This window comes from Candidatus Avoscillospira sp. LCP25S3_F1 (genome assembly GCF_052117125.1).
Taxonomy (GTDB): Bacteria; Bacillota; Clostridia; order Oscillospirales; family Oscillospiraceae; genus Avoscillospira_A.
The window spans coordinates 147,033-170,018 of record NZ_JBQKJT010000003.1 but is presented as its reverse complement, the minus strand read 5'-3'; the positions used below and the strand labels follow the sequence as shown (position 1 = coordinate 170,018).

At 60.9% G+C, this 22,986-nt stretch carries 19 protein-coding genes and 2 tRNA genes; 10 read left to right on the top strand and 11 right to left on the bottom strand.

Features of this window, described 5'->3' with window-relative positions; all coding sequences use genetic code 11:
• Positions 1 to 47: 47 nt before the first annotated feature.
• On the top strand, positions 48 to 1,463 hold the full coding sequence (locus ACTQ33_RS03720; protein WP_441462310.1) for an ATP-binding protein: 1,416 nt from the start codon (positions 48 to 50) through the stop codon (positions 1,461 to 1,463).
• 301 nt (positions 1,464 to 1,764) lie between these two features.
• Here the strand turns inward: ACTQ33_RS03720 and ACTQ33_RS03715 are convergent.
• Together ACTQ33_RS03715 and ACTQ33_RS03710 are read right to left on the bottom strand one after the other, a co-directional pair.
• Positions 1,765 to 1,849: transfer RNA gene (locus ACTQ33_RS03715), tRNA-Tyr, on the bottom strand.
• A gap of 26 nt (positions 1,850 to 1,875) precedes the next feature.
• Positions 1,876 to 1,951: transfer RNA gene (locus ACTQ33_RS03710), tRNA-Thr, on the bottom strand.
• A 118-nt stretch (positions 1,952 to 2,069) separates the two neighbouring features.
• Between ACTQ33_RS03710 and ACTQ33_RS03705 the strand changes: the two genes are divergently transcribed.
• The 4 genes from ACTQ33_RS03705 (at position 2,070) to ACTQ33_RS03690 (ending at position 5,066) form a co-directional block, all read left to right on the top strand.
• On the top strand, positions 2,070 to 2,696 hold the full coding sequence (locus ACTQ33_RS03705; RefSeq protein WP_441462308.1) for a gamma-glutamyl-gamma-aminobutyrate hydrolase family protein: 627 nt from the start codon (positions 2,070 to 2,072) through the stop codon (positions 2,694 to 2,696).
• A complete protein-coding gene (locus ACTQ33_RS03700; protein WP_441462306.1) occupies positions 2,693 to 3,694 on the top strand; it encodes a dipeptidase in 1,002 nt (333 codons plus the stop codon). The genes ACTQ33_RS03705 and ACTQ33_RS03700 overlap by 4 nt, the downstream gene beginning before the upstream one ends.
• A gap of 143 nt (positions 3,695 to 3,837) precedes the next feature.
• Entirely contained in the window at positions 3,838 to 4,608 is a 771-nt protein-coding gene (locus tag ACTQ33_RS03695; protein WP_441462304.1) for a threonine/serine exporter family protein, read from the top strand.
• Positions 4,605 to 5,066 carry a threonine/serine exporter family protein gene (locus ACTQ33_RS03690; protein ID WP_441462303.1) on the top strand — a complete coding sequence of 154 codons (462 nt, stop codon included), beginning with the start codon at positions 4,605 to 4,607 and terminating at the stop codon, positions 5,064 to 5,066. The genes ACTQ33_RS03695 and ACTQ33_RS03690 overlap by 4 nt, the downstream gene beginning before the upstream one ends.
• A 37-nt stretch (positions 5,067 to 5,103) precedes the next feature.
• On the opposite strand, the gene proC is transcribed toward ACTQ33_RS03690, so the two are convergent.
• The 5 genes from proC to ACTQ33_RS03665 form a co-directional block, all read right to left on the bottom strand.
• Positions 5,104 to 5,910, bottom strand: a complete 807-nt coding sequence (proC, locus tag ACTQ33_RS03685) for a pyrroline-5-carboxylate reductase (protein WP_441462301.1) — start codon at positions 5,908 to 5,910, stop codon at positions 5,104 to 5,106.
• A gap of 14 nt (positions 5,911 to 5,924) precedes the next feature.
• Positions 5,925 to 7,181: a glutamate-5-semialdehyde dehydrogenase gene (locus ACTQ33_RS03680; RefSeq protein ID WP_441462299.1), complete on the bottom strand. Its 1,257-nt coding sequence runs from the start codon at positions 7,179 to 7,181 to the stop codon at positions 5,925 to 5,927.
• Complete coding sequence (gene proB, locus ACTQ33_RS03675) at positions 7,178 to 7,954, bottom strand: glutamate 5-kinase (protein ID WP_441462297.1); 777 nt, start codon at positions 7,952 to 7,954, stop codon at positions 7,178 to 7,180. Before proB ends, ACTQ33_RS03680 begins: the two co-directional genes overlap by 4 nt.
• Positions 7,955 to 7,990: 36 nt before the next feature.
• Positions 7,991 to 9,040 (bottom strand): flagellin lysine-N-methylase, encoded by a 1,050-nt coding sequence (gene fliB, locus ACTQ33_RS03670; RefSeq protein WP_441462295.1) that lies wholly within the window; start codon positions 9,038 to 9,040, stop codon positions 7,991 to 7,993.
• A 97-nt stretch (positions 9,041 to 9,137) separates the two neighbouring features.
• Positions 9,138 to 11,030: a WG repeat-containing protein gene (locus ACTQ33_RS03665; RefSeq protein ID WP_441462294.1), complete on the bottom strand. Its 1,893-nt coding sequence runs from the start codon at positions 11,028 to 11,030 to the stop codon at positions 9,138 to 9,140.
• A gap of 171 nt (positions 11,031 to 11,201) precedes the next feature.
• On the opposite strand from ACTQ33_RS03665, the gene ACTQ33_RS03660 reads away from it, so the two are divergent.
• Complete coding sequence (locus tag ACTQ33_RS03660) at positions 11,202 to 13,850, top strand: calcium-translocating P-type ATPase, PMCA-type (protein WP_441462292.1); 2,649 nt, start codon at positions 11,202 to 11,204, stop codon at positions 13,848 to 13,850.
• 39 nt (positions 13,851 to 13,889) lie between these two features.
• Here the strand turns inward: ACTQ33_RS03660 and ACTQ33_RS03655 are convergent, their stop codons facing one another.
• Positions 13,890 to 14,879, bottom strand: a complete 990-nt coding sequence (locus ACTQ33_RS03655; protein ID WP_441462290.1) for a uroporphyrinogen decarboxylase family protein — start codon at positions 14,877 to 14,879, stop codon at positions 13,890 to 13,892.
• Between the two features lie 231 nt (positions 14,880 to 15,110).
• On the opposite strand from ACTQ33_RS03655, the gene ACTQ33_RS03650 reads away from it, so the two are divergent.
• Together ACTQ33_RS03650 and ACTQ33_RS03645 are read left to right on the top strand one after the other, a co-directional pair.
• The gene (locus tag ACTQ33_RS03650) at positions 15,111 to 16,679 is read left to right on the top strand and encodes an ASKHA domain-containing protein (protein WP_441462288.1); all 1,569 of its coding nucleotides are present in this window, start codon (positions 15,111 to 15,113) and stop codon (positions 16,677 to 16,679) included.
• Positions 16,680 to 16,681: 2 nt separating this feature from the next.
• A complete protein-coding gene (locus ACTQ33_RS03645; RefSeq protein WP_441462286.1) occupies positions 16,682 to 17,215 on the top strand; it encodes a DUF2284 domain-containing protein in 534 nt (177 codons plus the stop codon).
• On the opposite strand, the gene ACTQ33_RS03640 is transcribed toward ACTQ33_RS03645, so the two are convergent.
• Positions 17,191 to 18,750 (bottom strand): PucR family transcriptional regulator, encoded by a 1,560-nt coding sequence (locus ACTQ33_RS03640; RefSeq protein ID WP_441462284.1) that lies wholly within the window; start codon positions 18,748 to 18,750, stop codon positions 17,191 to 17,193. The genes ACTQ33_RS03645 and ACTQ33_RS03640 overlap by 25 nt on opposite strands.
• A 212-nt stretch (positions 18,751 to 18,962) precedes the next feature.
• On the opposite strand from ACTQ33_RS03640, the gene ACTQ33_RS03635 reads away from it, so the two are divergent.
• The gene (locus ACTQ33_RS03635; protein WP_441462282.1) at positions 18,963 to 19,814 is read left to right on the top strand and encodes a dihydropteroate synthase; all 852 of its coding nucleotides are present in this window, start codon (positions 18,963 to 18,965) and stop codon (positions 19,812 to 19,814) included.
• 55 nt (positions 19,815 to 19,869) lie between these two features.
• Positions 19,870 to 20,511 (top strand): corrinoid protein, encoded by a 642-nt coding sequence (locus ACTQ33_RS03630; RefSeq protein ID WP_441462280.1) that lies wholly within the window; start codon positions 19,870 to 19,872, stop codon positions 20,509 to 20,511.
• 87 nt (positions 20,512 to 20,598) lie between these two features.
• Here the strand turns inward: ACTQ33_RS03630 and ACTQ33_RS03625 are convergent, their stop codons facing one another.
• Together ACTQ33_RS03625 and ACTQ33_RS03620 are read right to left on the bottom strand one after the other, a co-directional pair.
• Positions 20,599 to 21,654: a linear amide C-N hydrolase gene (locus tag ACTQ33_RS03625; protein ID WP_441462278.1), complete on the bottom strand. Its 1,056-nt coding sequence runs from the start codon at positions 21,652 to 21,654 to the stop codon at positions 20,599 to 20,601.
• 111 nt (positions 21,655 to 21,765) lie between these two features.
• The gene (locus ACTQ33_RS03620; protein WP_441462277.1) at positions 21,766 to 22,890 is read right to left on the bottom strand and encodes an S-layer homology domain-containing protein; all 1,125 of its coding nucleotides are present in this window, start codon (positions 22,888 to 22,890) and stop codon (positions 21,766 to 21,768) included.
• Positions 22,891 to 22,986 lie beyond the last annotated feature (96 nt).

Genomic DNA, 22,986 nt, shown 5'->3' with positions numbered 1-22,986 from the left:
AGTATCAAAACAGACCCACCCGGCGGAACCGGCAGAGGAGGCGGACTATGATTGATTTTTCCAAAATGGACCAATACCGGGAGAATAACCGGATTGAAGCCAAGAAGGCCCTGGGCGGTCTTCCGCACAGCATCTGGGAGACGTATTCGGCCTTTGCCAATACGCTGGGCGGCATTCTGCTGCTGGGGGTGGAGGAGCACCCGGACCATTCTCTGCACACCGTGGACCTGCCGGACCCGGCCCGGCTGATTCGGGAGTTCTGGGACATCGTCAACGACCCCAAAAAGGTCAGCGCCAACATCCTCACCGATCAGCAGGTCCAGACGGTCACCGTGGACGGCGACCATATCATTGCCATTACCGTACCTCGGGCCCTGCGTCAGGACCGGCCGGTGTACATCGGTGTCGATCCCATGTCCGGCTCCTACCGCCGCAGCGGCGAAGGCGATTACCGCTGTACCCGGGATGAGGTATTGAGCATGCTCCGGGATGCCGCCGTTCAGACCCAGGATATGGACGTTCTGGACCCCGTGACCATGGATGCCCTGGACCTGGACAGCATCCACCGGTATCGGACCCATTTACAGCGGCGGCGCACCGGCTGGGAGGACCTGCCGGACCCGGATTTTTTAGAACAGCTGGGAGCGGCGGGCCGAGATGCGGGCGGCGCACTGCATCCCACGGCGGCGGGTCTGCTGATGTTCGGTACCGAACCCGCCATCGTCCGGCAATTTCCCAACTACGCCCTGGAATATCGGTCGCAGGCCGCCGAACCAGAGGGTCATACGGACCGGATTGTATCCGATTCCGGGGATTGGAGCGGTAATCTGTACGACTTTTACCGTCTGGTACAAACGCGGCTCTATGGGGCCTCGGCGGTAGACACGGTGCGGGAAGCCCTGCGGGAAGCTCTGGTCAACTGTCTGCTGAATGCGGACTACCACGGACGACAGGGGGTGGTCATTGCCCGGCGGGGGGACCGCATTGTGTTTTCCAACCCCGGCGCGTTCCGTATTGCCGTGGAACGGGCCAGAAGCGGCGGCGTGTCCGATCCCAGAAACGCGGCCCTGACCCGGATGTTTCATCTGGTGGACCTGGGAGAGCAGACCGGCAGCGGTATTCCCCGCATCTATGCGGTCTGGCAGCAGCAGGGCTGGGAACAGCCGAGAATCGAAGAGCGGTTTTCCCCGGACCGGACCATTTTGCAGCTGGTACTGGGCAACAGCCGGCGGGAGCAGCCCGCCACCCTCATGGGCGGCCGCCCGGCGGCCATGGGCCCCATCCGGAAGCAGATGATGATCGAATACCTGACGGAACACATTTGCGCCTCGGTGGAGGAATTGGCCGACAAGGTCCAGCTGGAACCGGAACGGGCGCTATCATTTCTGGACGAACTGATGGCCGAGGAAATTGTCATTGCCCATGGCGACGGACCGGACCGGCTCTATCAGTTAAAGGCATAAAGTTAACAAAACAGCGGCGTCTATCCGAATAAACCGGAGTAGCGCCGCTGTTTTGTTGTTGCACTCTCTTTCCCCGGATACAGGCTATTTTCTTTAAGCAGAGCTATGTTTACCTGGAAGTTGCAGTATACGCGCACTTTGCTCCCCTGTCAACTGCTTCTCAGCCCAGGCGGACCCGTTCTGCCGCTTGGGGGCCTGGCCAGGTTGACGACAGTCCTGGAGGATGGTGTCTGCCGCATTGCCGAAAGCCGCCGCAAAACAGATAAGAAAAACACCTGATTTTATACGAAATCAGGTGTTTTGGTGGGGGATGGTGGATTCGAACCACCGAAGGCATAGCCAGCAGATTTACAGTCTGTCCCCTTTGGCCACTCGGGAAATCCCCCATATGAACTTGTGTCAGTCTAGCTTTTGGAGCTGGTAGACGGACTCGAACCCCCGACCTGCTGATTACAAATCAGCTGCTCTACCAACTGAGCTATACCAGCAATCTCAAGAGCATGGGTATTATATCTCTTATATGGCAGATTGTCAATAGGTTTTTAAAAATTTTTTCATTTTTTCTTTTTTGCCCCCATACACTGCTTTAGAAAGGCGGTGGTTTTCTTGCCATGCATCTATCTCCATGACCCCTCCAGCTTCCCCAACTATACGGCAGCCCTGGCGATGGCGGGGCTGTCGGTCGCCGACGATCCGGCCAGCGCCGACGGTCTGCTGCTGCCCGGCGGCGGCGATCTGGCTCCGGAGCGCCTGGGCTGCGACAGCGCCCTCTGCCGGGATGTGGACCGGGAACGGGACGAACGGGAATTGCAACTCTGTACCCAGTTCTTTCAGCAAAACAAGCCCATTTTAGGCATTTGCCGGGGGGCGCAGGTGCTGGCCGTGGCCCTGGGGGGCAGTCTGACGCCCCATGTGGACGGCCACGGCGGCAAGGATGACGGCAGCGACCGGTTCCACGACACCCGGACCGCCGGACTGCTGACGTCTCTCTACGGCCCCTGCTGCACCGTCAACACCCATCACCATCAGGCCGTGGCCGTACTCCCCGAGGACTGCGCCATCTTGCAGGTGTCTCTGGACGGCGTGGTGGAAGCCTTCGGCCACCGGCACAAACCGATCTTAGCCATCCAATGGCACCCCGAGCGGCTCTGCGGACCCTACGCCCGAGCGGACGCCGCCGACGGCGCCCTGATTTTCGGCTGGCTGCGGTCGGTCTGTGGAGGTACCCTATGAAAGTTGCTGTTTCCCACGACGATTTTCCCGCAGTACTGGCACTGTGCCGAGCTGCCGGAACGAACGGATATCTTCGTTCCTATTATCTGCCCCGGTTCCGTCATGCCGGGGTGGAATTGGTCATCGGCGCTGTATTTGTCCACCCATCCACACCGCCGGGGGCAGCATTGGAAAATGCGCTGGAACAGCTTGCCGCCGTGGAGGCCGAGGTGGCGGCAAGCGGCGGCGCTTTTGCCCTGGTGACCACGGCGGCGGAATTGGAAGATGCCCGGCGTCGGGGGCAGATTGCCCTGGTGCTGTCCCTGGAAGGTGCAGACCCCTTGGGCGGCACATCCGTTCTGCTTCCCATCCTGCACCGGCTGGGGGTCCGGCTGTTGGGGCTGACGTGGAATGGCCGCAATGCCTTTGCCGACGGCTGCGACTTTTCCGGTGGGCTGACGGCGGCGGGACGGGACTTGATTTACCGTGTCTGGGATTTGGGACTGGCCGTGGACGTGAGCCACCTCAGCGACACTGGATTGCAGGAGGTGTTATCCCTGGGCCGGGGGCCGGTGCTGGCCTCCCATTCCAACTGTCGGACCCTCTGCCCCCACCGGCGGAATCTCACCGACAGCCAGTTGACGGCTCTGGGGCGGCGGGATGGTGTGGTGGGGCTGAATCAGGTATCTTTTCTGGTCCGGCGGCAGCACACCCGCGACGGTCTCGACGATCTCTGCGCCCATCTGCTCCACATTTGGGACCGTACCGGTGGCCGGGCCTGTCTTGGCCTGGACTTTGCCAGGGAGTATGGGGAAGCCGTTTCCCGCCGTCGGACATACTGGCTCCACTGGGACCCGTCCCAAGAGGACCTGCTGGACGGCTGGGGCGGCCTTGCCGCTCTGGAGGACCGGCTGCGAGAACGAGGCTTTCCGCCGGAGGCGCTGGAGGCTGTTTTTTACACCAATCTATGGAACTTTTTACATCGCATTCTGCCGGGCGGGCCGGTTCCGTCCAATTGATGGAACCGGAACCGCACAATAGGACCTTTTCCATACTTTAACATGGTAAAAAAGTGTTGCAAATAGTACAATCCCTGTTATAATCAATATCCGCAGGCATGTGTCTGCGGATATTTTATTTGTATGGATAAGGGAGCGTTGCTATGGCTCTTTCGTATCACCGGCTGCTCCACGCCATTTTGGACATTGGAGAGGCCATGCAGAACAGCGGCGCGGAAATCAGCCGTGTGGAGGACAGCATCAACCGCATGTGTATGGCCTATGGCGTCCGCCGGGTCAATTCGTTTACCATCACCGCCAATATGGTGGTTTCCCTGGAAGTAGACGACGACACCGTCATCACCCAGACGCGGCGGCTGCGCCAATGCGCCACCGATATGACGCGGCTGGACCGGCTCAACGCCCTGTCCCGCTATATCTGCGCCCATAAGCCGCCGGTGGAAGAAATTCAACGGCGGTATGCGGAAATTCAAAACCTCCCCCAGCTGTCCAAGCTCATGACGTATGTGGGCGGCGTACTGACAGCGGCGGGTTTTACCGTGTTCTTCGGCGGCAACCTCTGGGACGCGCTGGCAGCTTCCCTGCTGGCCCTGCTGGTGGAATCCATGATGCTGCTGCCCATTCGGCGGCAGATGAACCCCCTGTTCTACCTCTTCGGCACGGCTTTCTGCACGGGCCTGGGGGCCTTGATTCTCTACAGCATGGGACTGGGCAATCACCTGGACGCCATACTCATCGGCTGTATTATGTTGACTATCCCTGGATTGGCCATCACCAACGCCGTCCGGGACCTGCTCAGCGGCGACACCTTTTCGGGTCTGTCCCGTCTGTGTGAATCCCTGCTCCAGGCCGGCGGCATCGCCTGCGGCTTCGCCCTGGCCATCTATCTGCTGGGAAGGGGGTTCTACGGATGACGGGTATGGAACTGTTCTGGCAGCTGGCCTCCGCCTTTCTCGGCTCCTTTGGCTTCGCCATTCTTTTTCATGTGCGGGGGCTGAAACTGTTTGTGGCCGGTCTGGGCGGCATGGCCACCTGGGGGTTCTATCTGCTGATGCACGCTCACATGGAATCCCTGCTGGTGGCCAATCTGTTTGCGGCCCTGTTCGCCGGTCTCTTTGCGGAAATCATGGCCCGACTGCTGCGATCTCCAGCCACGGTGTTCGCGGCCCCGGCCGTCATCACCATGGTCCCCGGCGGCTCCTTGTATTACACCCTCTATAATGCCATCGCCGGCAACGCCGAGGTGGCCTCGGAATACGGTCAAACCACCTGGGATGTGGCCGTGGGCATCGCCATCGGATTGGCTGCCGTCACCAGCGTATTCCATCTGCTGACGGTACTACGGCAGAAATATCAGACCAAGCCGCAATAAAAAATCGGGAGCGCCAGTGCTCCCGATTTTTTTGTGTTTAATTGTCCAAAGCCTTGGTCTTTTCGTAGGCCGCCACCACGGCTTCAAAAGTCGCCGAGCGGAAGCCGCCCCGCTCCAAAGCCCGGACGCCCTGAATGGTGCTGCCCGCTGGGGAGCAGACCTCATCCTTGAGGACGCCGGGGTGCTTGCCGGTTTCCAGCATCAGCTTTGCCGTACCGATGACCATTTGGGCCGCGTACAGCAGCGCTTTCTGCCGGGGCAGGCCGCAGGCCACACCGCCGTCGGCCAGGGCTTCCAGGAACATATTACAGAACGCGCCGCCGCAGCCCGCCACCGCCGTTCCGGCGTCCAGCATCGGCTCCGGCAGACGGTCCAGGAGACCGCCGTCGGCCAGAATGGTGCAGAAGTCCTGGACCTCCTCCTCGGTCATCTGGTGGTTGGGCGTATAGAAAATCATCCCTTCACCGATGGCCGCCGGGGTATTGGGCATGATTCGCAGAATCGGATAGTCCTCCCCAACCATCTGCGCCAGCGTTTCCAGCCGCAGGCCCGCCGCCATGCTGACCAGGATAAACCGGTCCTTGCGGGCCGCCAGTACCGGGGCGATCTCTCTCAGAACTCCGGCCATCATCTGAGGTTTAACCCCCAAGAAAATCCATTTGGCATTCTGGGCCACCTGGCTGTTGGAGGTGGTCACCTGACAGCCTAATTGCTGGGCCAGTACCTCCGCCTTGGCGGCGGTGCGGTTGGTCAGCAAAATGGCCGCCGGGTCCACGGTTTTGCAGGCGGCTTCCACCAAAGCCCCCGCCATGTTGCCGGTTCCAATAAAACCCAACTGATACATGATATCGCTCTCCCTTATCGAATCTGTCCGTTGCCGCGGATAATATATTTATAGGATGTCAGCTCCCGCAGGCCCATGGGACCTCTGGCGTGGAGTTTCTGGGTGGAAATGCCCATCTCACAGCCCAGGCCGAACTCTCCGCCGTCGGTAAAGCGAGTGGAGGCGTTGACATAGACGGCGGCGCTGTCCACCAGAGACGTAAACAGCCGGGCGTTTTCCTCGCTCTCGGTGACGATGGCTTCCGAATGGCCTGTGGAATGGGCGGCGATGTGGTCAATGGCCGCGTCCACACTGTCCACCACGGCCACAGCCAGAATATAGTCGAGGAACTCCGTGTCAAAGTCCCGGGGACCGGCCACCATACCGTCCAGAACAGCGGCGGCCCGACGGTCGCAGCGCAATTCCACCGGCTGCAAGCCACGCCGCACCCGGTCCCGCTCCAGACGGAACCGCAGCTTGGGCAGGAACTCGGCGGCAATTTTTCGATGGACCAGCAGCACCTCGGCGGCATTGCAGACGGAGGGGCGGCTGGCTTTGGCGTTTTCAATGATGTTCAATGCCATGTCCTGATCGGCGCTTTCATCCACATAGATGTGGCAGATACCGGTACCGGTCTGGATGCAGGGCACCAGGGCATTCTGGACACAGGCGTTGATGAGACCGGGACCGCCCCGGGGAATCAACAGGTCCACCAGACCCACGGCTTTCATGAGCACATTGACGCTGTCGCGGCTGGTATCCTGGAGCATACTCACGCAGTCCTGCGGCAGTCCTGCCGCCGCCAAACCCTCCCGCAATGCGTTGGTGATGGCGTTGGCGGTGGCGAACGCTTCCTTGCCGCCCCGGAGAACACAGACGTTGCCGCTTTTCAATGCCAGTGCCGCTGCATCGGAGGTGACGTTGGGACGGCTCTCGTAGACGATAGCCACCACGCCCATGGGGACGGCGGTTTTTTCGATGTGCAGGCCGTTGGGCCGCTCAATGGTTTCCAAAACCCGGCCCACCGGGTCCGGCAGCGCCGCCACCTGGCGAATGCCCTCCACCATGCCGTCGATGCGGGACGGGTCCAGCCGCAGCCGGTCCAGCATGACCTCGGACACGGTCCCTCTGGCGGCGGCCATATCCTTCTGATTGGCCAGCAGAATGTCCGCTTCATGGTGCAGCAGCGCGTCGGCCATGGCGGAAAGGGCCTGATTCTTCTGTTCCGTGGTGGCCCGCAGCAGGGCCGGACAGGCGGCCTTGGCGGCCTTTAATTGGTCCAAAGTGGTCATTTGTTTCGCTCCTTTGCCACAAATCGGGTGCCGACAGCGTTCCCGTCGGCAATGTCATACAGCAGTTCGGGACATTGGCCGTTGGCGATGATCATATCGGTGCCGGCCTCCGTGGCCAGCCGGGCCGCCGACAGCTTGGTAGCCATGCCGCCGGTGCCCAACGCCGATCCCTTCCCGCCGGCCAGTGCTTCGATTTCCGGCGTGATGGCCTCCACACGGTCAATCAGCCGGGCATCGGGGTGCTTGTGGGGGTCCGCCGTGTAGAGACCGTCAATATCCGACAGCAGCACCAGCAGGTCCGCCGCCACACTGACAGCCACCACAGCCCCCAGGGTGTCGTTATCTCCCACGGCGATTTCGTCGGTCACAACGGTGTCGTTTTCGTTGACAATGGGCAGCGCCCCCAGCTCCAGCAGCCGGAACATGGTGTTCCGGAAATTATCGTGGCGCTGGGGGTTCTCCACGTCGGAGCCGGTCAGCAGAATCTGGGCCACCGTGTGATGGTACTCGGAAAACAGCTTATCATAGACGTACATGAGCTCGCACTGGCCCACGGCGGCGGCGGCCTGTTTGGTGGGCATATCCGTGGGACGGCTGGCCAGCATCAGCTTGCCCACGCCCATGCCGATGGCGCCGGAGGACACCAGAATGATCTCATGGCCCGCGTTTTTCAGGTCCGACAGGACCTTGCAGAGGGCTTCCACCCGGCGGATGTTCAGCCGCCCCGTGGCGTGGGTCAGGGTGGAGGTGCCCACTTTGACGACAATGCGCATGGTATCGTCTCCTTGATGGTTTAATTATTTACTGTATTATATCACAGTTTTCGCCAAAATGGTATGGAGTTTTTGGAGATTGTCGGCAGAGTGTTCCACCTGACGGCTGTAGCGGTGGAGCAGGTCGATACGGGTTTCCACACTCCATCCATGGTGTGCAAATTGGGCCAGTTCCATGCGCCGCAGCCAAAGAACGCTGTACACCGCCAGCCGGATTCTGGGCAACACCTGCCGGTCGTTGACGGCCTTGAGGACATACCGGTAAAGGAAGTACACCAAAAGGTGCTCCCACTGGTACTCCCAAGACGCCGTGGCCTGATTATACGCAGTTTCCATTTCCTTCGTGGGCGCAGCCTCCCGCGTCTGCCGCCACAGGGTGTGCCACGTTTCGTTGATAGGCTCCAAGGTGTCCAGCAGGGACCAGTCCGGCGTGTGCAGGGACAGATTGCCTGGATACCGTCCCTCGGCGTACCGCCGCACCACACCGTCCAGCCGGGACAGGCGGTGCTGGTCCAGATTCCGCTGGTAGACTTCCGCCAGAGACAAAAGCCGGGCCGCCCGGGTCTGCCAGTCCACAGACCGGTCCTGCACGATGCCATAGGCCGTCTTCCGCAGGGATACCAGGGAGAAAAAGAGACGTGGGTCCAGATCGTTGCAGCCGGACACCGGTTCGTCGGTCTGTTCCTCCACAAAGGTCACGGGAGCCGGGTCCGACAGCAGCAGCCGGGCCGCCTCGGGACAGGCCATGGACACCACCCATTCCCGCAGGGAGCCGTATTCCTCGGCAAAGCGGGGGTGCAGATCACAGGACCGGCTCAACCGCTCCTCTCCCAGTTCCAGCTGAATGCGGCACAGACCCTGTTCATTGAGCAGGGGGCAAAGCCCATCCTTGAGGTAGAAGCAGGGCTCGCCATCCAGTTCCGTCATGGAAGATCGCAGCAGATCGCCCAGTGCTCCCGGCACCGTTCGATAAAAAGCGGCGCTCTCCTCGTCCAGCACCACTTCCCAGTCCCGACAGCAGGTGTCGGGGCAGTCGCCGCCAATACAGCGAAAGTCGGTCATATAGAGCGGTCTACGTTCCCGCATGGAAATCCCTCCTTGTTTCTGGTTCCTACCATACCACGGCGGCCACCATTTGACAAGGAAAAAGCAGCGGCCCGTGGGCCGCTGCCGGTGGAAGCACTCAGGATTGCAAGGCTTCGTACAGGCGGCAGACGGTCAGATATGCCTGCTGCCGGGTGTAGTTGCCCAGAGGGGAGAAGGTGTCGGCAGAAGTGCCGTTCATGACGCCCAGGGCGCTGACATAGTCCACCGCCTCCTGGGCATAGCCCGCGATGGCGTTCCGGTCGGTGAACGCGGCGGCGCTGCCGCCAGTCTCCGTCTTTCCCAAATACCGGCCGGTCCGCATGAGTATGGCGGCGGCGTCCTGCCGGGACAGCAGACCGTAGGGGTCAAAAATCCCGTTGCCCTTGCCGTTGATGATGCCCAGGGCGTTGGCCACCAGAACATCTGTGCTGTTGGCGTCGGTAAAGGGATAGGAGGCCACCAGCTCCGCCATGGTCTGACCGGTGGCTTCCAGCACCAGCTCTTCGGCAGTTTTACCGGTTTCGGTGGTAATCAGCTCCACGGCCAGGGCGGCAAAATCGGCCCGGGTGATGTTGGCCCGATACTGATTTTGCAGGTCCATGGGAATGAGACCGGCCTCGATGGCCTGGACCACTTCCCCATAGGCCCAGCTGTCCATCTCCGACGGCTGGGGCAGGTCGGCGGTGTAGTCCATGGTCATAAACCCATATTTGTCGTCTTGTTCCACTACAACGATGCGTTCCGGCGTAAAGACGGCCATACTGTCCGTACCCTCCGGAAAGTAGATGGAGGTGTCCACGCTGTCGGAGCCGGGGACCTCATTGCCGTTCCGGTCGATGCAGAAGGCGCGGCCATTCCGTACCGCCACGCACAGTCCCTCGTTGAAGCCGCTGAGGGTGTCGTATTGGAACGGAACCACCACACGGTTGGCTGTGTCGATGACGCCCCATTTTCCCCCCTGCTCCGCCGCGGCCAAGCCCTCATGGAAGACCCGCAGGGAATCATACGCAAAGGGAATCACCGTGACGCCGTTTTTGTTGATGCCGCCCCACTTGCCGTCCATGCTCTGTACCACGGCAATGCCGTCGTTGAACACCTTGTATTCTGTCAGGGGGCCATTGACATAAAAATCCTGGTATTTTGCGGGAATGACCATGTTCCCGCTGCGGTCCAGAAAGCCCCAGGTACCAGCGAAGTTCATTGCCTCCGTATAGCACAGGGCCGGGGCCATGTCCTGATTGAAAGGCCGAACGGTGGCTACCTGGTAATTGTCCTCGCTGCTGAGCACCACTTTGCCCGCCGCGTCCAGAACGCAGAACCCCGCCGCACCCTCGGTGTAGCCGACAAAAACACCCTCATTGAATGCCAGACTGGCAATGTTCCAGCCAAAGTCCAGGCGGTTGCCCTGCCGGTCATAGACCAGATTTTCCGGTTCTCCCAGATTCACATAGCCCTCTAAATTCAGATAGCCGTTGTGATAGCCCGGGTCAAAGGGCTGTTGATCCACGGCGCTGCAAAGGCCGTAGGCAGGCTGTTCCTCGTAGCTGCTCTCCTGGGTCTCCTCATCGTAGACATAGGCAGGAGCCGTCAGGGGCTTCTCCTTGCCGGCGGCATCGATGACATACCACACATAGACGTCGGCGGGACCTTCTTCATACACACCGTTGCCCCACTGGTCCAGTTCGCCGGTAGCGTGCCACACGTCCCGCTGCTCCAGCTTGCCCACCAGGGCCAGCCCCTCCCGGAAGAGGTATGCCTTGTCGTATTGGAACGGAATCACCGTCTCGCCGGTCTCGTCGATATACCCCCACTTGCCGTCCGCCTTGACGGCAGCCAGTCCCTCGTTAAACTGTCCGGCGTCCTCATATTGGGCCTCGATGAGGGTGGTGAAGGTCACCTGTGCCGCCGACACCGGCAGGGCCGATGCTGCCAGCGTCCCCACAGCCAGCAGCAATCCCAGAAGCTTACGGAGGAGTTTTTGGTTGCGCATCAAAATTCCACCTTTCTTTTTCCAAAGGTCCAAAGTGCAGAACCGCCGCACTCCGGTATCCTGCAATATAATATATGATACTATATGCGCTGGTCCGGCGCAATCCCCACGGCATACCTGTCCCAGGTTTCGCATAGGTTGTTGCAAACACCTTTCGGGGAGGTACTGTCTATGGAAATGAGTTCGCGGCCGGGACTGAGCCGCGCCCAGGTGGAGGCCGCCCGGCGGCGGTACGGCTCCAACGCCTTTACGCGGCAAAGCCGCAAGACGTTTTTCACCCGGTTTTTTGAGAGTTTTTCCGATCCCATTATCCGTATTTTGCTGGTGGCCTTGGGGCTGAATCTGCTGGTGTCCCTGGGGGAAGGCTCCTGGGCCGAACCGGTGGGCATTGCCGTGGCGGTGTTCCTGTCCACCTTCGTCTCCACCGTGTCCGAATGCGGCAGCGAACGGGCCTTCGCCCGCTTGCAGCAGGAAGCCGACGCCGCCGTCTGCCGCGTCAAACGGGCCGAGGGCGTCCGGCTCCTGCCCGTCTCCGACGTGGTAGTGGGCGATCTGGTATTGCTCCAGGCCGGAGAACGGATTCCCGCCGACGGCATTCTGCTGTCTGGCAATCTGCGGGTGGATCAGTCGCCCCTCAACGGCGAGAGCAAGGAGGCCCGCAAGGTCCCCGCCGGGGACGCCGCCCCCAAAGACTGGTCGCCGTCGGTGAAAAATCAGCTGCTGCGGGGCACCGTCATCACCGAGGGCCACGGCGTTCTGCTGGTGTGCCGGGTGGGCGACCACACCCTCTACGGCACGCTGGCCAAGGAACTCCAGGCCGACGCATTGGAAAGCCCCATGAAGGCCCGTCTCGGTCAGCTGGCCCGCTCCATCAGCCGTCTGGGCTATACGGCGGCGGGGCTGATCGCCTTTGCTGATTTGTTCAACGCCATTCTGCTGGACAACAATTTTTATATGCCCGCCATTGTCTCCTGTTTGCAGGACCCGGCCTTTGTCCTGTCCCGCCTGTTCCACGCGGCGCTGCTGGCCATTGCCATCGTGGTGGTGGCCGTACCTGAGGGGCTGCCCATGATGATCGCCGTGGTGCTGTCGGCCAATATGCTGCGGATGAAGCGGGACCATGTGATGATCCGCAAGCTGGTGGGCATCGAGACGGCGGGCAGTATGAACATTCTGTTCACCGACAAAACCGGCACCCTGACCGCCGGAACCATGGCCGTGGACGCCTTTTACTCCGCCGACGGCCACAGCAGTTTCCGCCTGTCGGACATTGCCGACAGCGGTCTGCGGCAGCTGGCCGCCCAGGTCTGCGCCGGCTGCAACGAAGCGCTGCTGGTCCAGGGCCGTCCCACCGGCGGCAACAGCACCGACCGGGCCGTTCTGGCCTTTGCCGCCGACGGGGCCGGGACCGTCAAGGCGGAACCGGTCCTGCCCTTTGACAGCAGCCGGAAATACGCCTGTGCCCGGCTCAGCGGTCCCCGCCCCCTGCTGCTCTACAAGGGCGCGCCGGAGGTGCTGCTGCCCCGGTGCCGGGAGTATTACGACCGGCGGGGCCGCCGGTGCGGCGGCGTCCCCGGTTCCCTGGCCCGGACCATGGAGCGTTTGACGGACCGGGCTATGCGGGTGCTGCTGCTGGCTGTGGGGTCCGGCGATCCGGAGACGTGTCCTCTGACCCTGGTGGGTCTGCTGGCCATTCGGGACCCCCTGCGGCCCGGCGTCCGGGAAGCCGTGGCCCAGGTCCGCGGCGCGGGCATCCAGACTGTCATGATCACCGGCGACAACCGCCGCACGGCCCGGGCTGTCGCCATGGAAGCAGGCATTGCACAGGAGGGCGATCTGGTCCTCACCAGTGATGAGCTGAGCCGTCTCAGCGATGAAAAACTCCGCGCCGCGCTGCCCAGGCTGCGGGTGGTGGCCAGGGCGCTGCCGTCGGACAAGAGCCGTCTCGTCCGGGCGGCCCAGGACCTGGGCCTGGTGGCCGGTATGACCGGCGACGGCATCAACGATGCCCCCGCCCTGAAGCTGGCCGACGTGGGCTTTGCCATGGGCAGCGGCACAGAGGTGGCACGGGAAGCCGGAGACATCGTCATTCTGGACGACAACTTCGCTTCCATCGCCCGGGCCGTCCGCTATGGCCGCACCATTTTCAAGAGCATCCGCAAATTCCTCACCTTCCAGCTGACCATGAATCTCTGCGCTGTGGGCGTCTCGCTCCTGGCCCCCTTCATCGGCATCGACACGCCGGTGACCGTCACGCAGATGCTTTGGGTCAACCTGATTATGGACACGTTGGGCGGGCTGGCTTTCGCCGGAGAGCCGCCCCTGGAACGGTATATGCAGGAGCCGCCCAAGGGCCGCGACGAACCCATTCTCACCCGGGCCATGATGGGCCACATTCTGACCACGGGGCTTTATACGGTGCTGCTGTGTACCGTTTTTCTGCGTCATCCCTGGTTCCGGCTGCGGTTCGGCTATCTGGACAGCTATGTGGGCTTCCTGACGGCCTTTTTCACCCTGTTTATCTTCTGCGGCATCTTCAACGCCTTTAACGCCCGCACCACCCGGCGGTATCTTTTATCCAATCTGCGGCGGAATCCGGCCTTTGTGGGGATTTTTGCCGCCGTATCGATCATCCAGCTGCTGCTGGTATTCTTCGGCGGCACCGTCTTCCGCACCACGCCCCTGCCCTGGCAGGACCTGGCCGCTGTCATTTTGCTGGCCGCCACGGTGATCCCCTTCGACCTGCTGCGCAAGTGCTTCCGCAGCACTCCAAGAACCTCCCCCGCCCTGCCGGACGCAAAAACCGGGCGCACCGCGTAATGCGGTACGCCCGGCGTGGGGTCACGGTCTGTTCCGCACTCAGGCGAACAGTTCTTTGCTCATCTTGTCGATTTCCTCCGTCACAGCCTCGTAGACGCCGGGGAAGGTGCTCATGGGGCCGCCCTGGGAGGTGTTGGGGATGTAGAACTTGGTGCCGAACTTCTCGCAGGCCTCCCGGACCTTTTCGTTGACGATTTCACGGGTCCAACCGGGGAAGTCCACGGTGGCGCTGTCGATGCCGCCCATGAAGGTGATCTTGCCGCCGTACTTCTCGATCAGCTCGGGGATGTTGTTGCTCTGCATGACGCCCTGCCAGATGTCGATGCCCATGTCGATCATGGCAGGCACCAGCGTGGCGGCGTAGGAGTCGGAGTGGTGGCAGATAACCTCCACGCCGTTGGCCTTGTAATACCCGTACAGTTTCTTGTAGGCGGGGGCGTAGAACTCCTCAAACATGGCCGGAGACAGGAACGTGGAAATCTGGCTGCCCCAGTCGTCGTGGTGGAACACAGCGTCGGGATGCAGATGCTTAACCAGCTGCTCGGCATAGCGCAGCTCCCACTCGGTCAGGTAGTCGATGAGCTCGTGCATAGCCTCGGGCTCCTCGTAGAAGTTCACCAGGCAGTCCTCCATGCCCATGAGGTAGTGGCACTGCTCAAAGATGCCGGGAATCATGCTGACGGTGACAAAATATTCGTTGCGGTCGATCTGGTTGGCCGCCTCCACAAAGGGCGCCCACGCCTCGTCGGAGAACTCCACGCTGGGAGCCTTGACACAGTCCCGCCACTCGGTGATGTCCTTACACACCGTATGCTCCGCGTCATGGATGGGGAACGGGCCGGGGGTGCCTTCGGGCCAGGACCGGGTGACGCCCCACAGGTTGGTCACCATCTCCTGGCCGGGCTTGGGCGCGGGATTGGTGGCAACAAAGGGATTGCCTACCATGGCAAAAGCTTCAAACTGGTTGACATAGCGGTCGGGCTTACCGCCGCGAAGGGTTTCCAAAAGGTTTTGACGTTTGCTCAGCATGGGATCAAAACCGCCTTTCTCTGTAAATTCCACCGGGCATTGACTGCCCCGCAGCTTTTTCATTGTACCGCTTTTTTCAGCCGGGCGCAACAGGCAACATGAAAGTTTATACATATTTTGCAGCGCACCTCTCCCGTTGAACGACGGATGATGGTTGCATCTTCCTGTTTCCCGCAGTACAATGGTAGTCAAAGAGCAACGCCATTGAACCTGCAAAGGAGGAATCCCATTTTGGATGAGCAACGGTATTGTGTAACCTTTCCCGAGGACGCCGTCTCCATCTCCGTCACCGCCGGGACCACGGTACTGGCGGCGGCCATTGCCGCCGGGCTGAAGCCCGATGCCCCCTGCGGCGGCCGTGGCACCTGCGGCAAGTGTCTGGTGCGCATCACCGCCGGTCGGGACCATCTGACCATGGCCGGTGGTCCGGTGCCCGGCGATGAGCTGCTGCCCGCCTGTCAGCTGCTGGTAGGCGGTGACGTATCTGCCGTCTTCCCGCACCATGGGGAAAACCGCATCCTCACCGGCGGTATCTCCATGGCCGACACCACCGCCGCCGGGGACGGCGAATTCTTCGCCATGGCAGCCTTCGACGTGGGCACCACCTCTCTGGTGGGCTATCTGCTGGACGGCCGCACCGGCGGACAGTTGGCCGTGGACAGCCGCCTGAACCCCCAGACCCAATTCGGTGCCGATGTGGTAGCCCGGGGCAGCTATGCCATGGAACACGGCGTGGAACCCCTGACGACAGCCATTCGGGAGGCCCTGGACGAGATGCTGGGCAACCTCTGCCATGCGGCGAAATGCCGCCGAGAGGACGTGCGCCTGATCTCCGCCGTGGGCAACACCTGTATGCACCATCTGCTGCTGGGCTACTCTCCGGCCCCCCTGATGGTGGCCCCCTATATGCCCCAGCACCGGGCCGCAGAGGTCCGACCCGGCAAGGATCTGGGATTTCATATGGCCCCGGACGGCCGGGTGCGGATTCTGCCCTGCATTGCCGGGTTTGTGGGCGCGGACACGGTGGGCTGTCTGCTGGCCTGCGGCTGGGATCACCGGGACCCCCTGACGCTGATGATCGACATCGGCACCAACGGCGAAATGGTCCTGGGCAACCGCCGCCGGTCCGTCACCTGCTCCACGGCGGCAGGCCCCGCCTTTGAGGGCGCGAAAATCCGCTTTGGCATGCGGGGCGCCGACGGCGCCATCGACCATGTCTTCACCGGCGACGACGGCGCCATCCATTACAGCGTCGTGGGCGGCGGCGAGGCCCAGGGCATCTGCGGTTCGGGCCTGCTGGACGCCGTGGCTGTGCTGTTGGAGCTGGGCGTGGTGGACGAGACGGGCCGCTTCGACCCCGACGGACCCGCCGCCCTGGGTCTGGCGGACGGCAAGCCCGCCTATTATTTCAATGACACGGTCTGTCTGACCCAGTCGGATATCCGGGAGGTCCAGCTGGCCAAGGCCGCCATTGCCGCCGGGATTCGGCTGCTGTGCGACCGGCTGGGCATAGCCGTCCGGGACATTGAGCAGGTCCTCATTGCCGGCGCCTTCGGCAACTATATGTCCCCCGACAGCGCCTGCGCCATCGGTCTGCTGCCGAAGATTCTGCGAGAGAAGATCATTCCTGTTGGCAACGCCGCCGGTGAAGGGGCCAAACTGGCCGTCCGGGAAGACTTTCAGTTTGAACTGGCCAGCCGTCTGGCCGGTGAGGTGGAATTTCTGGAGCTGGCCAACGACCCCCGCTTCCAGGATATTTTTGTGGACGAGCTATCCTTTGACAGCGACGAGGAGGACTGAGTATGTACAACGAAGCCCTTGTGGCCCTGGCCCTGGAGACCGGATTCACCCACGCCGCCGTGGCCGACGCGGCCATTCTGAAACCCATGCAGGAGGTCCGGGACATGTGCGCCGCCAACACCTGCCATCGTTACGGTGTGTGCTGGTCCTGTCCGCCGGCCTGCGGTACGCTGGAGGAATGCGCGGAAAAGCTCTCCCATTACAGTTACACCCTGGTGGTGCAAACCGTGGGAGAGCTGGAGGACAGCTGGGATTATGAGTCCATCCGGGACACGGAGGACCGTCAGAAAGAATACCAACAGAAGCTGCTGCCCATTTTACGGGAGAAGCTGGGGAACGTCATGCCCCTGGGCGTGGGCAGCTGCCGCCAATGTCAAACCTGTTCCTATCCCGACGCCCCCTGCCGGTTCCCCGAAAAGGCGTTCTCGTCCATGGAGGCCTACGGCCTGCTGGTGAGTCAGGTCTGCACCGACAGCGGTCTCAAGTACAACTACGGCCCCAACACCATCGCCTATACCGGCTGTTTCCTGTTCTGACTGCTTGGCTGTCCGGCGGGCCGCGACAGGTCCGCCGGCGTCTCCCGCTCCATGAGCCGGAAGGACAGCATCAGATAGAGGATTTCGTCCGGGTCGGTCAGATCAGTGCCCAGCACCGCCTTGATGCGTTCCAGACGGTAGAGGAAAGTACTGCGGTGGATGAACAGCTCCCGGGCTGTCTGCACCGCGTTCAAATGATTGTCCAGATACAGGCGCAGAGTACGCAGGTACTCTGTGCCGTTTTCTTCGTCGCTGTACCGGAGCCGCAGAAGCCGCTCATGGCTCAGCATATAGCCCGGCAGCTTCCGGGTGGCCTGTTCCAGGATGTAGTCAAAGGCGATATCGTTGAACCGGTGTATCCAGAAGGATGGATTCCGCCGGGTGCCCACCTCCAAGGCAATGGAAGCCTGATCGTACTGGCGGCGGAAATTGAAGTGGCCTAAAAGTACCCGGCTGTAACCGGCTTTCAGCAGGCTGTCACGGACAAAGCAGCTCAAACGGGATGAGATATCCATCTGGCTCATGGAGGACAGGGTCAAATCCACAAACACCACAATATCGTCTTTATATTGGAACGCACAGGAACCGGAAAGAATGTTTTCTATGTAACTGCAAATGGCGTGGATGGTCAGGTTTTTCTGGTCCAGATAGGACAGCTGCAACACGATACACAGGTATTCATGGCTGCTGTGCCAGCCGCAGCCGTCCAGCCGCTGGCTGATGGTCACATAGTCTGCTGTCCGGTCGCTGATGGCTGTGTGGAGGATGGTGCGGATGGTATGGCTTCCGCCGGATACGGGGGCTGTGTTGTGGAGCAGGGCATGTTCCACCATAGCCGCCAGATGTTCCAGCAGGAAGCCGTATGCCGGGTCCTGCTGCTCCTCCGTGTCGAACATAATCAACCGGTAAGTGGTCTGTCCGTATTTTTTGATGTTGACACACATGCAGCTGCCCATCTCTTCTTCGGAATAGAAGTAGAACCAGCCGTCCAGCTGCCGCACGGCTTCATATTTTCCGTTATGCTTCAACGTGGTCAGTACGTCGTAGGTGTCCTCTGTGGCGCCGAACATACCCCGGGCCATGCCGTGGGATTCGCCTTCTACCGAAGCGATCACCGAAAAATCCATGCCGATGACCACCAGAGGCTTCCCCAACAGATTGTGACTCAGCTCCAGCAGCGTCTGGATGGACTGGCCCTGGAGCCGGGAGTCGGTGAGGTCGCTGTACCAGCCGTCATAGCGATCAAAGACCGCCTGGATGGCGTTGTACACGGCGGCGGTGGAGGGCGCCTCCACCGTGGCCTGCCGCCCCTGTGGGGTGCCGCTGCCCACGGTCAGCACCAGTCCCGCCCGGTCGGCGGCGGCGCTCCAGTCCTCCCCGGACGGCGCCACGCAGAGGGCGCCGTCGACGGGACTGTCTCCCCGTTCCAGCAGCTGGGGCCGGGCCAGAATCGGGTCCACAGACAGGGGGCCGTCGGTGGAGACGGGATACAGCTTGGAGAGCTCCCGGCATAGCAGAGCGGGGCTGAGTTTCATGGTGATAACCTCCCAAATCATACGATCATCGCATCAAAATACGATACTAAAGTTTTCCTTTTTTCCATCATACATATTGTAGGAAAAATCATGATGATTTGTCAATAGGTTGCTGGATTTAAAACCATGGAAATTTGAGATATAATACCAATATCGTAGAAAAAACATTGTGTTTTTCAGCAATATGCACAAAATGAGGAGGTCGCTTTTCATTGATTATCATTGGTGAGAAGATCAACGGTGCCATTCCTGTAGTGGCCAAGGCCATCGCCGAGCGCGATGCCGAATTCATTCGTGAGCGCGCCAAGGCGCAGATCAAAGCCGCCCAGGACGAGGATTATTTCGAGGAGCCCGTGCCCCTGTACATCGACGTCTGCGCATCCACCGATCCCGCCGTCGAGGTGGAGACCCTGAAGTGGATGATCGAGGAAGTGGAGTCCGTCATTCCCGACGAACTGGAGAATGTGGCCATCGCCGTCGACAGCCCCAGCGCCGCCGTCTGTGCCGAAGCCTTCAAGTTCTGCAAGCGCACCGGTATCGTCAACTCCGTCTCCATGGAGAAGGATGAGCAGGGCCGCGTGAAGACCGACATCGTCTTCCCCGCCATTGCCGATACCGACTGGGGCTGCATTGCCCTGCTGTGCGAGAGCGGCATTCCCCAGAGCGTGGAGGACCGCATGGCCGTGTTTGAGAAGATCATGGCCAAGGCCAAGGAGTACGGCATCGCTCCCAACCGTCTGTACATCGATCCCCTGGTGGAGGCTGCCGCCACCAACCAGGCCGCCTTTACCCTGTTCTCCGAGTGCTGCCGCCGCATCAAGGCCCAGTATCCCGACATCCACATCACCAGTGGTCTGAGCAACATCTCCTTTGGTTTCCCCGGCTTCCGCAAGCCGCTGAATATGGCCTTTATGGCCCTGGCCATGCAGGCCGGTATGGACAGCGCCATCGTGGACCCCACCAACAAGGACATGGTAGGTCTGATGTACGCCACGGAGCTGCTGACCGAGCAGGATGAAGACTGCATGAATTACATCGCCGCCCACAGACAGGGCCTGCTGTAATCCATTGCCCGTAAACCAAAACTATTTTTGAATTTATTTTTAGGAGGTTTTTTCCATGAACGAGAAGATTCAGGAAGTATTTGCCGCTGTTGAGGCTGGTAAGGCTAAGAAGGTTCCCACCGCTGTGCAGGAGGCTCTCGACGCCGGCTGCGATCCCACCGCCATCCTGAATGAGGGCATGATCGCTGCCATGGATTCCGTCGGCGCCAAGTTCAAGGCCGGCGAGATCTTCGTTCCTGAGATGCTGGTTGCCGCCCGCGCCATGAAGAAGGGCGTGGACGTTCTGAAGCCCCATCTGGCCTCCGGCGAGACCAGCGCTGCCGGTAAGATCATCATTGGCACCGTCGCCGGTGACCTGCACGACATCGGCAAGAACCTGGTGGCCATGATGATGGAGTCCGCCGGCTTCGAGATCATCGACCTGGGCGTTGACGTACCCAAGGAGAAGTTCGTGGAGATGGTCGAGGCCAACCCCGACACCAAGATCGTGGCTTGCTCCGCCCTGCTGACCACCACCATGCCCTCTCTGAAGGAGACCGTGGCCGCTCTGAACGCCGCTCCCTTCCGCAGCAACATCAAGGTCATGGTCGGCGGCGCCCCCATCACCCAGGCTTTCGCTGACGAGATCGGCGCCGACGCTTACACCGAGGATGCCGCTTCCGCCGCTCAGAAGGCCAAGGAGCTGGCCGGCGTGTAATCGCCCCGGCGGGATACTTCCTACATAACCACATTGCCCGCCCCGAATGCGTTCGGGGCGGGCTTTTTCCGGCTTCCTGATTGACGATCAAGGCGCAAGAGCTGAAAGAAATTCCGTTTCCTCCCAAATCGGCAGCTGCATGGGGTGGTCGATGCCCGCCAATTCCGACAGAGTGACGGAACGAATGGCAGGATTGTCGTAGGTGGTCCAGCAGAAACGGCCCGTCTGGGCGCAGGCCGCCACGGTGTAAATGGTGTAGTCCCAGGGCTGAATATCCTGGTCCAGTTCCGTAGCCTCACCGGGCTGGCTGACCCGCACCATACCCAGTGGAAAGGCAGCGCTGCCCATGATGCGCAGAAGCCGGGCGATCCCCTGTTTTTCGTCCTTGCCCCGGACGGCAAACTTCCGCAAATAGGCCAGACGGACAAAGCGGGACGGCGCGCTCCAATCGCCGGGCATCCCCTGGGCGCCGCTGCCGGAAAAGCACTGTTCCAGCCGTTCGCCGCCCATCTCCACTGTGTCATAGTCCAGGTCCCGGATAGCGGCATAGTTGAGCAGATTCGTCCGGTGCCAGTCATAGGACGGGCTGTTGGTCATGACGCCCACGGTATTGCGGTAGAGGTGCAGGCCGTTGGCGTCGGACTCCACCACCATGACCTCGCCGGTGCAGTCGGAAAAGGACCAGTGCAGCGGCGACACAGCCCCCAGCAGCGGCGTATTGACCAGCGTGAACTCCCGTTCCAACGCCTGGGCCACCTGGTCCAGTGTGGCATACTGGCTCAGCATCCATCCCACCAGCAGAGGCGGCTGCATGGGATGTTTTCCCGGTTCTGGGCCGTCGGCATACCGGGCAAGGCCCCGGAAGTAGAGCTGGCCGCCCATGAGTCCGGCTTCATTGACGCCGTCATAGAGCAGGGGCAGCCCCGGTACCGCCAGCAAGCCCATACCCACTGCGGCGTATTTGGCCGGGGCCGTCACCCTCTCCGATGCCGTCATTTGGGTGCCTTTTGGCAGATAGGTCGGCGCGCTGCCCGCCGCCATGCGGTTAAAGTCCATGTTGCGGGCCCATAATGCTTTGCCGTCCTCGGTTTGCCAGCCCACAGCGCTGCATCCACCCCGCAGCATCTCCAGTCTCTGGTCCATCGTTGGTACCTCCTTGATTGGGTTACCCGTAGTATACCCCTATTGCCAGCGGAATGCAACACGGCCCGGAATCCTCAGGGATTCCGGGCCACCAGCCTTTGTATATTTACTTTATCCATTCTGCGCCATATCCCGATAAAGGAATGTGACGATTTGACCGCGGGTACAACTGCTGTCGGGCGAGAAGGTCCCCGCGCCGGTACCGCCGGTGATTCCCTGCTCCACGGCCCAGGAAACAGCCTTGATCCCATCTCCGTCTGCGGACAGGTCTGTAAACGCTGCGATTCTGTCCGTGGCGGGCTGTCCGGCCAGCTTCCACAGGTATGTCACCGTGGTCAGCCGGGTGCAGGGTGCGTCGCCGTTAAGGGTCGCGCCGGAAACCAGTCCCTTTTCCGCAGCCCAGGCAGCGGCCTTTGCATAATAGGCATCTGCGGGAACATCGGTAAAGGACGCAGCCGCTGCAGGTTCAGGGGAACCGTTGACCCGCCACAGGAACGTCAGGATCTGCGCGGTGGTACAGGTGGCGTCGGGGCTGAACGTGGTGGCGCTGGTGCCGCCGGCAATTCCCTCTTTCGCAGCCCACTTGACGGCATCAGCATAGTAGGCGTCGGCAGACACATCCGTAAACGCGCCGGTGGGTTTGGCCGGCTGCTCCGGCTCTGTCGGCGTGCTGCCATTGGAAGTCACATGGAGAACGCGAGCCATCTCACCGACATGGTACATGCCATCATACGTCCATGCAGAAATTACATAATATCCCTCTTTGTCCAATGTCACAGAGCCATCAAACTCTGTAAGAGCAATCGAGGGGTCGCTGGGGTCCATGGGATTTGGAACTGTCTCCCATTTGAGATTGCTCCAAGGGTCTGTTGTAGTCCAGTCAAAGCTATCATTGGGATAAATCTTCCCATTTTCCAGCTTTACGGAGACAACAAAGCATCCATTGGTACCAGTTATATCCGCTACTTCACCCGGATGAACCACATAGATGTCAACCGGCTCTGTTTCAGACAGATCAAACATAATGTTCTTATCGCCGGTAGAATCATCATAGATTTCTGCTCCAATCTGACAGGTTTCCCTGCCTATGATTCCGTTGATTGTGTAGGTGTCCTGCAAACCCATAGGGGTATTCTGCTGAATGGCAGCGGTATCCGCCGCCAGGGCCGGTACCGAAAGTCCAGCGGACAGCGCCAGGGCCAGAGAGAGTGAGATTGCCTTGTGTGAGCGTTTCATGTCTTTTTTCCTCCGTATGTTGTTTTCTCACGGGAAGGGCAAGGGGGCTTGCGCCCCCCTGCGCCTGTCCGTGAGGAAAACAAAATCGTGCTGTGC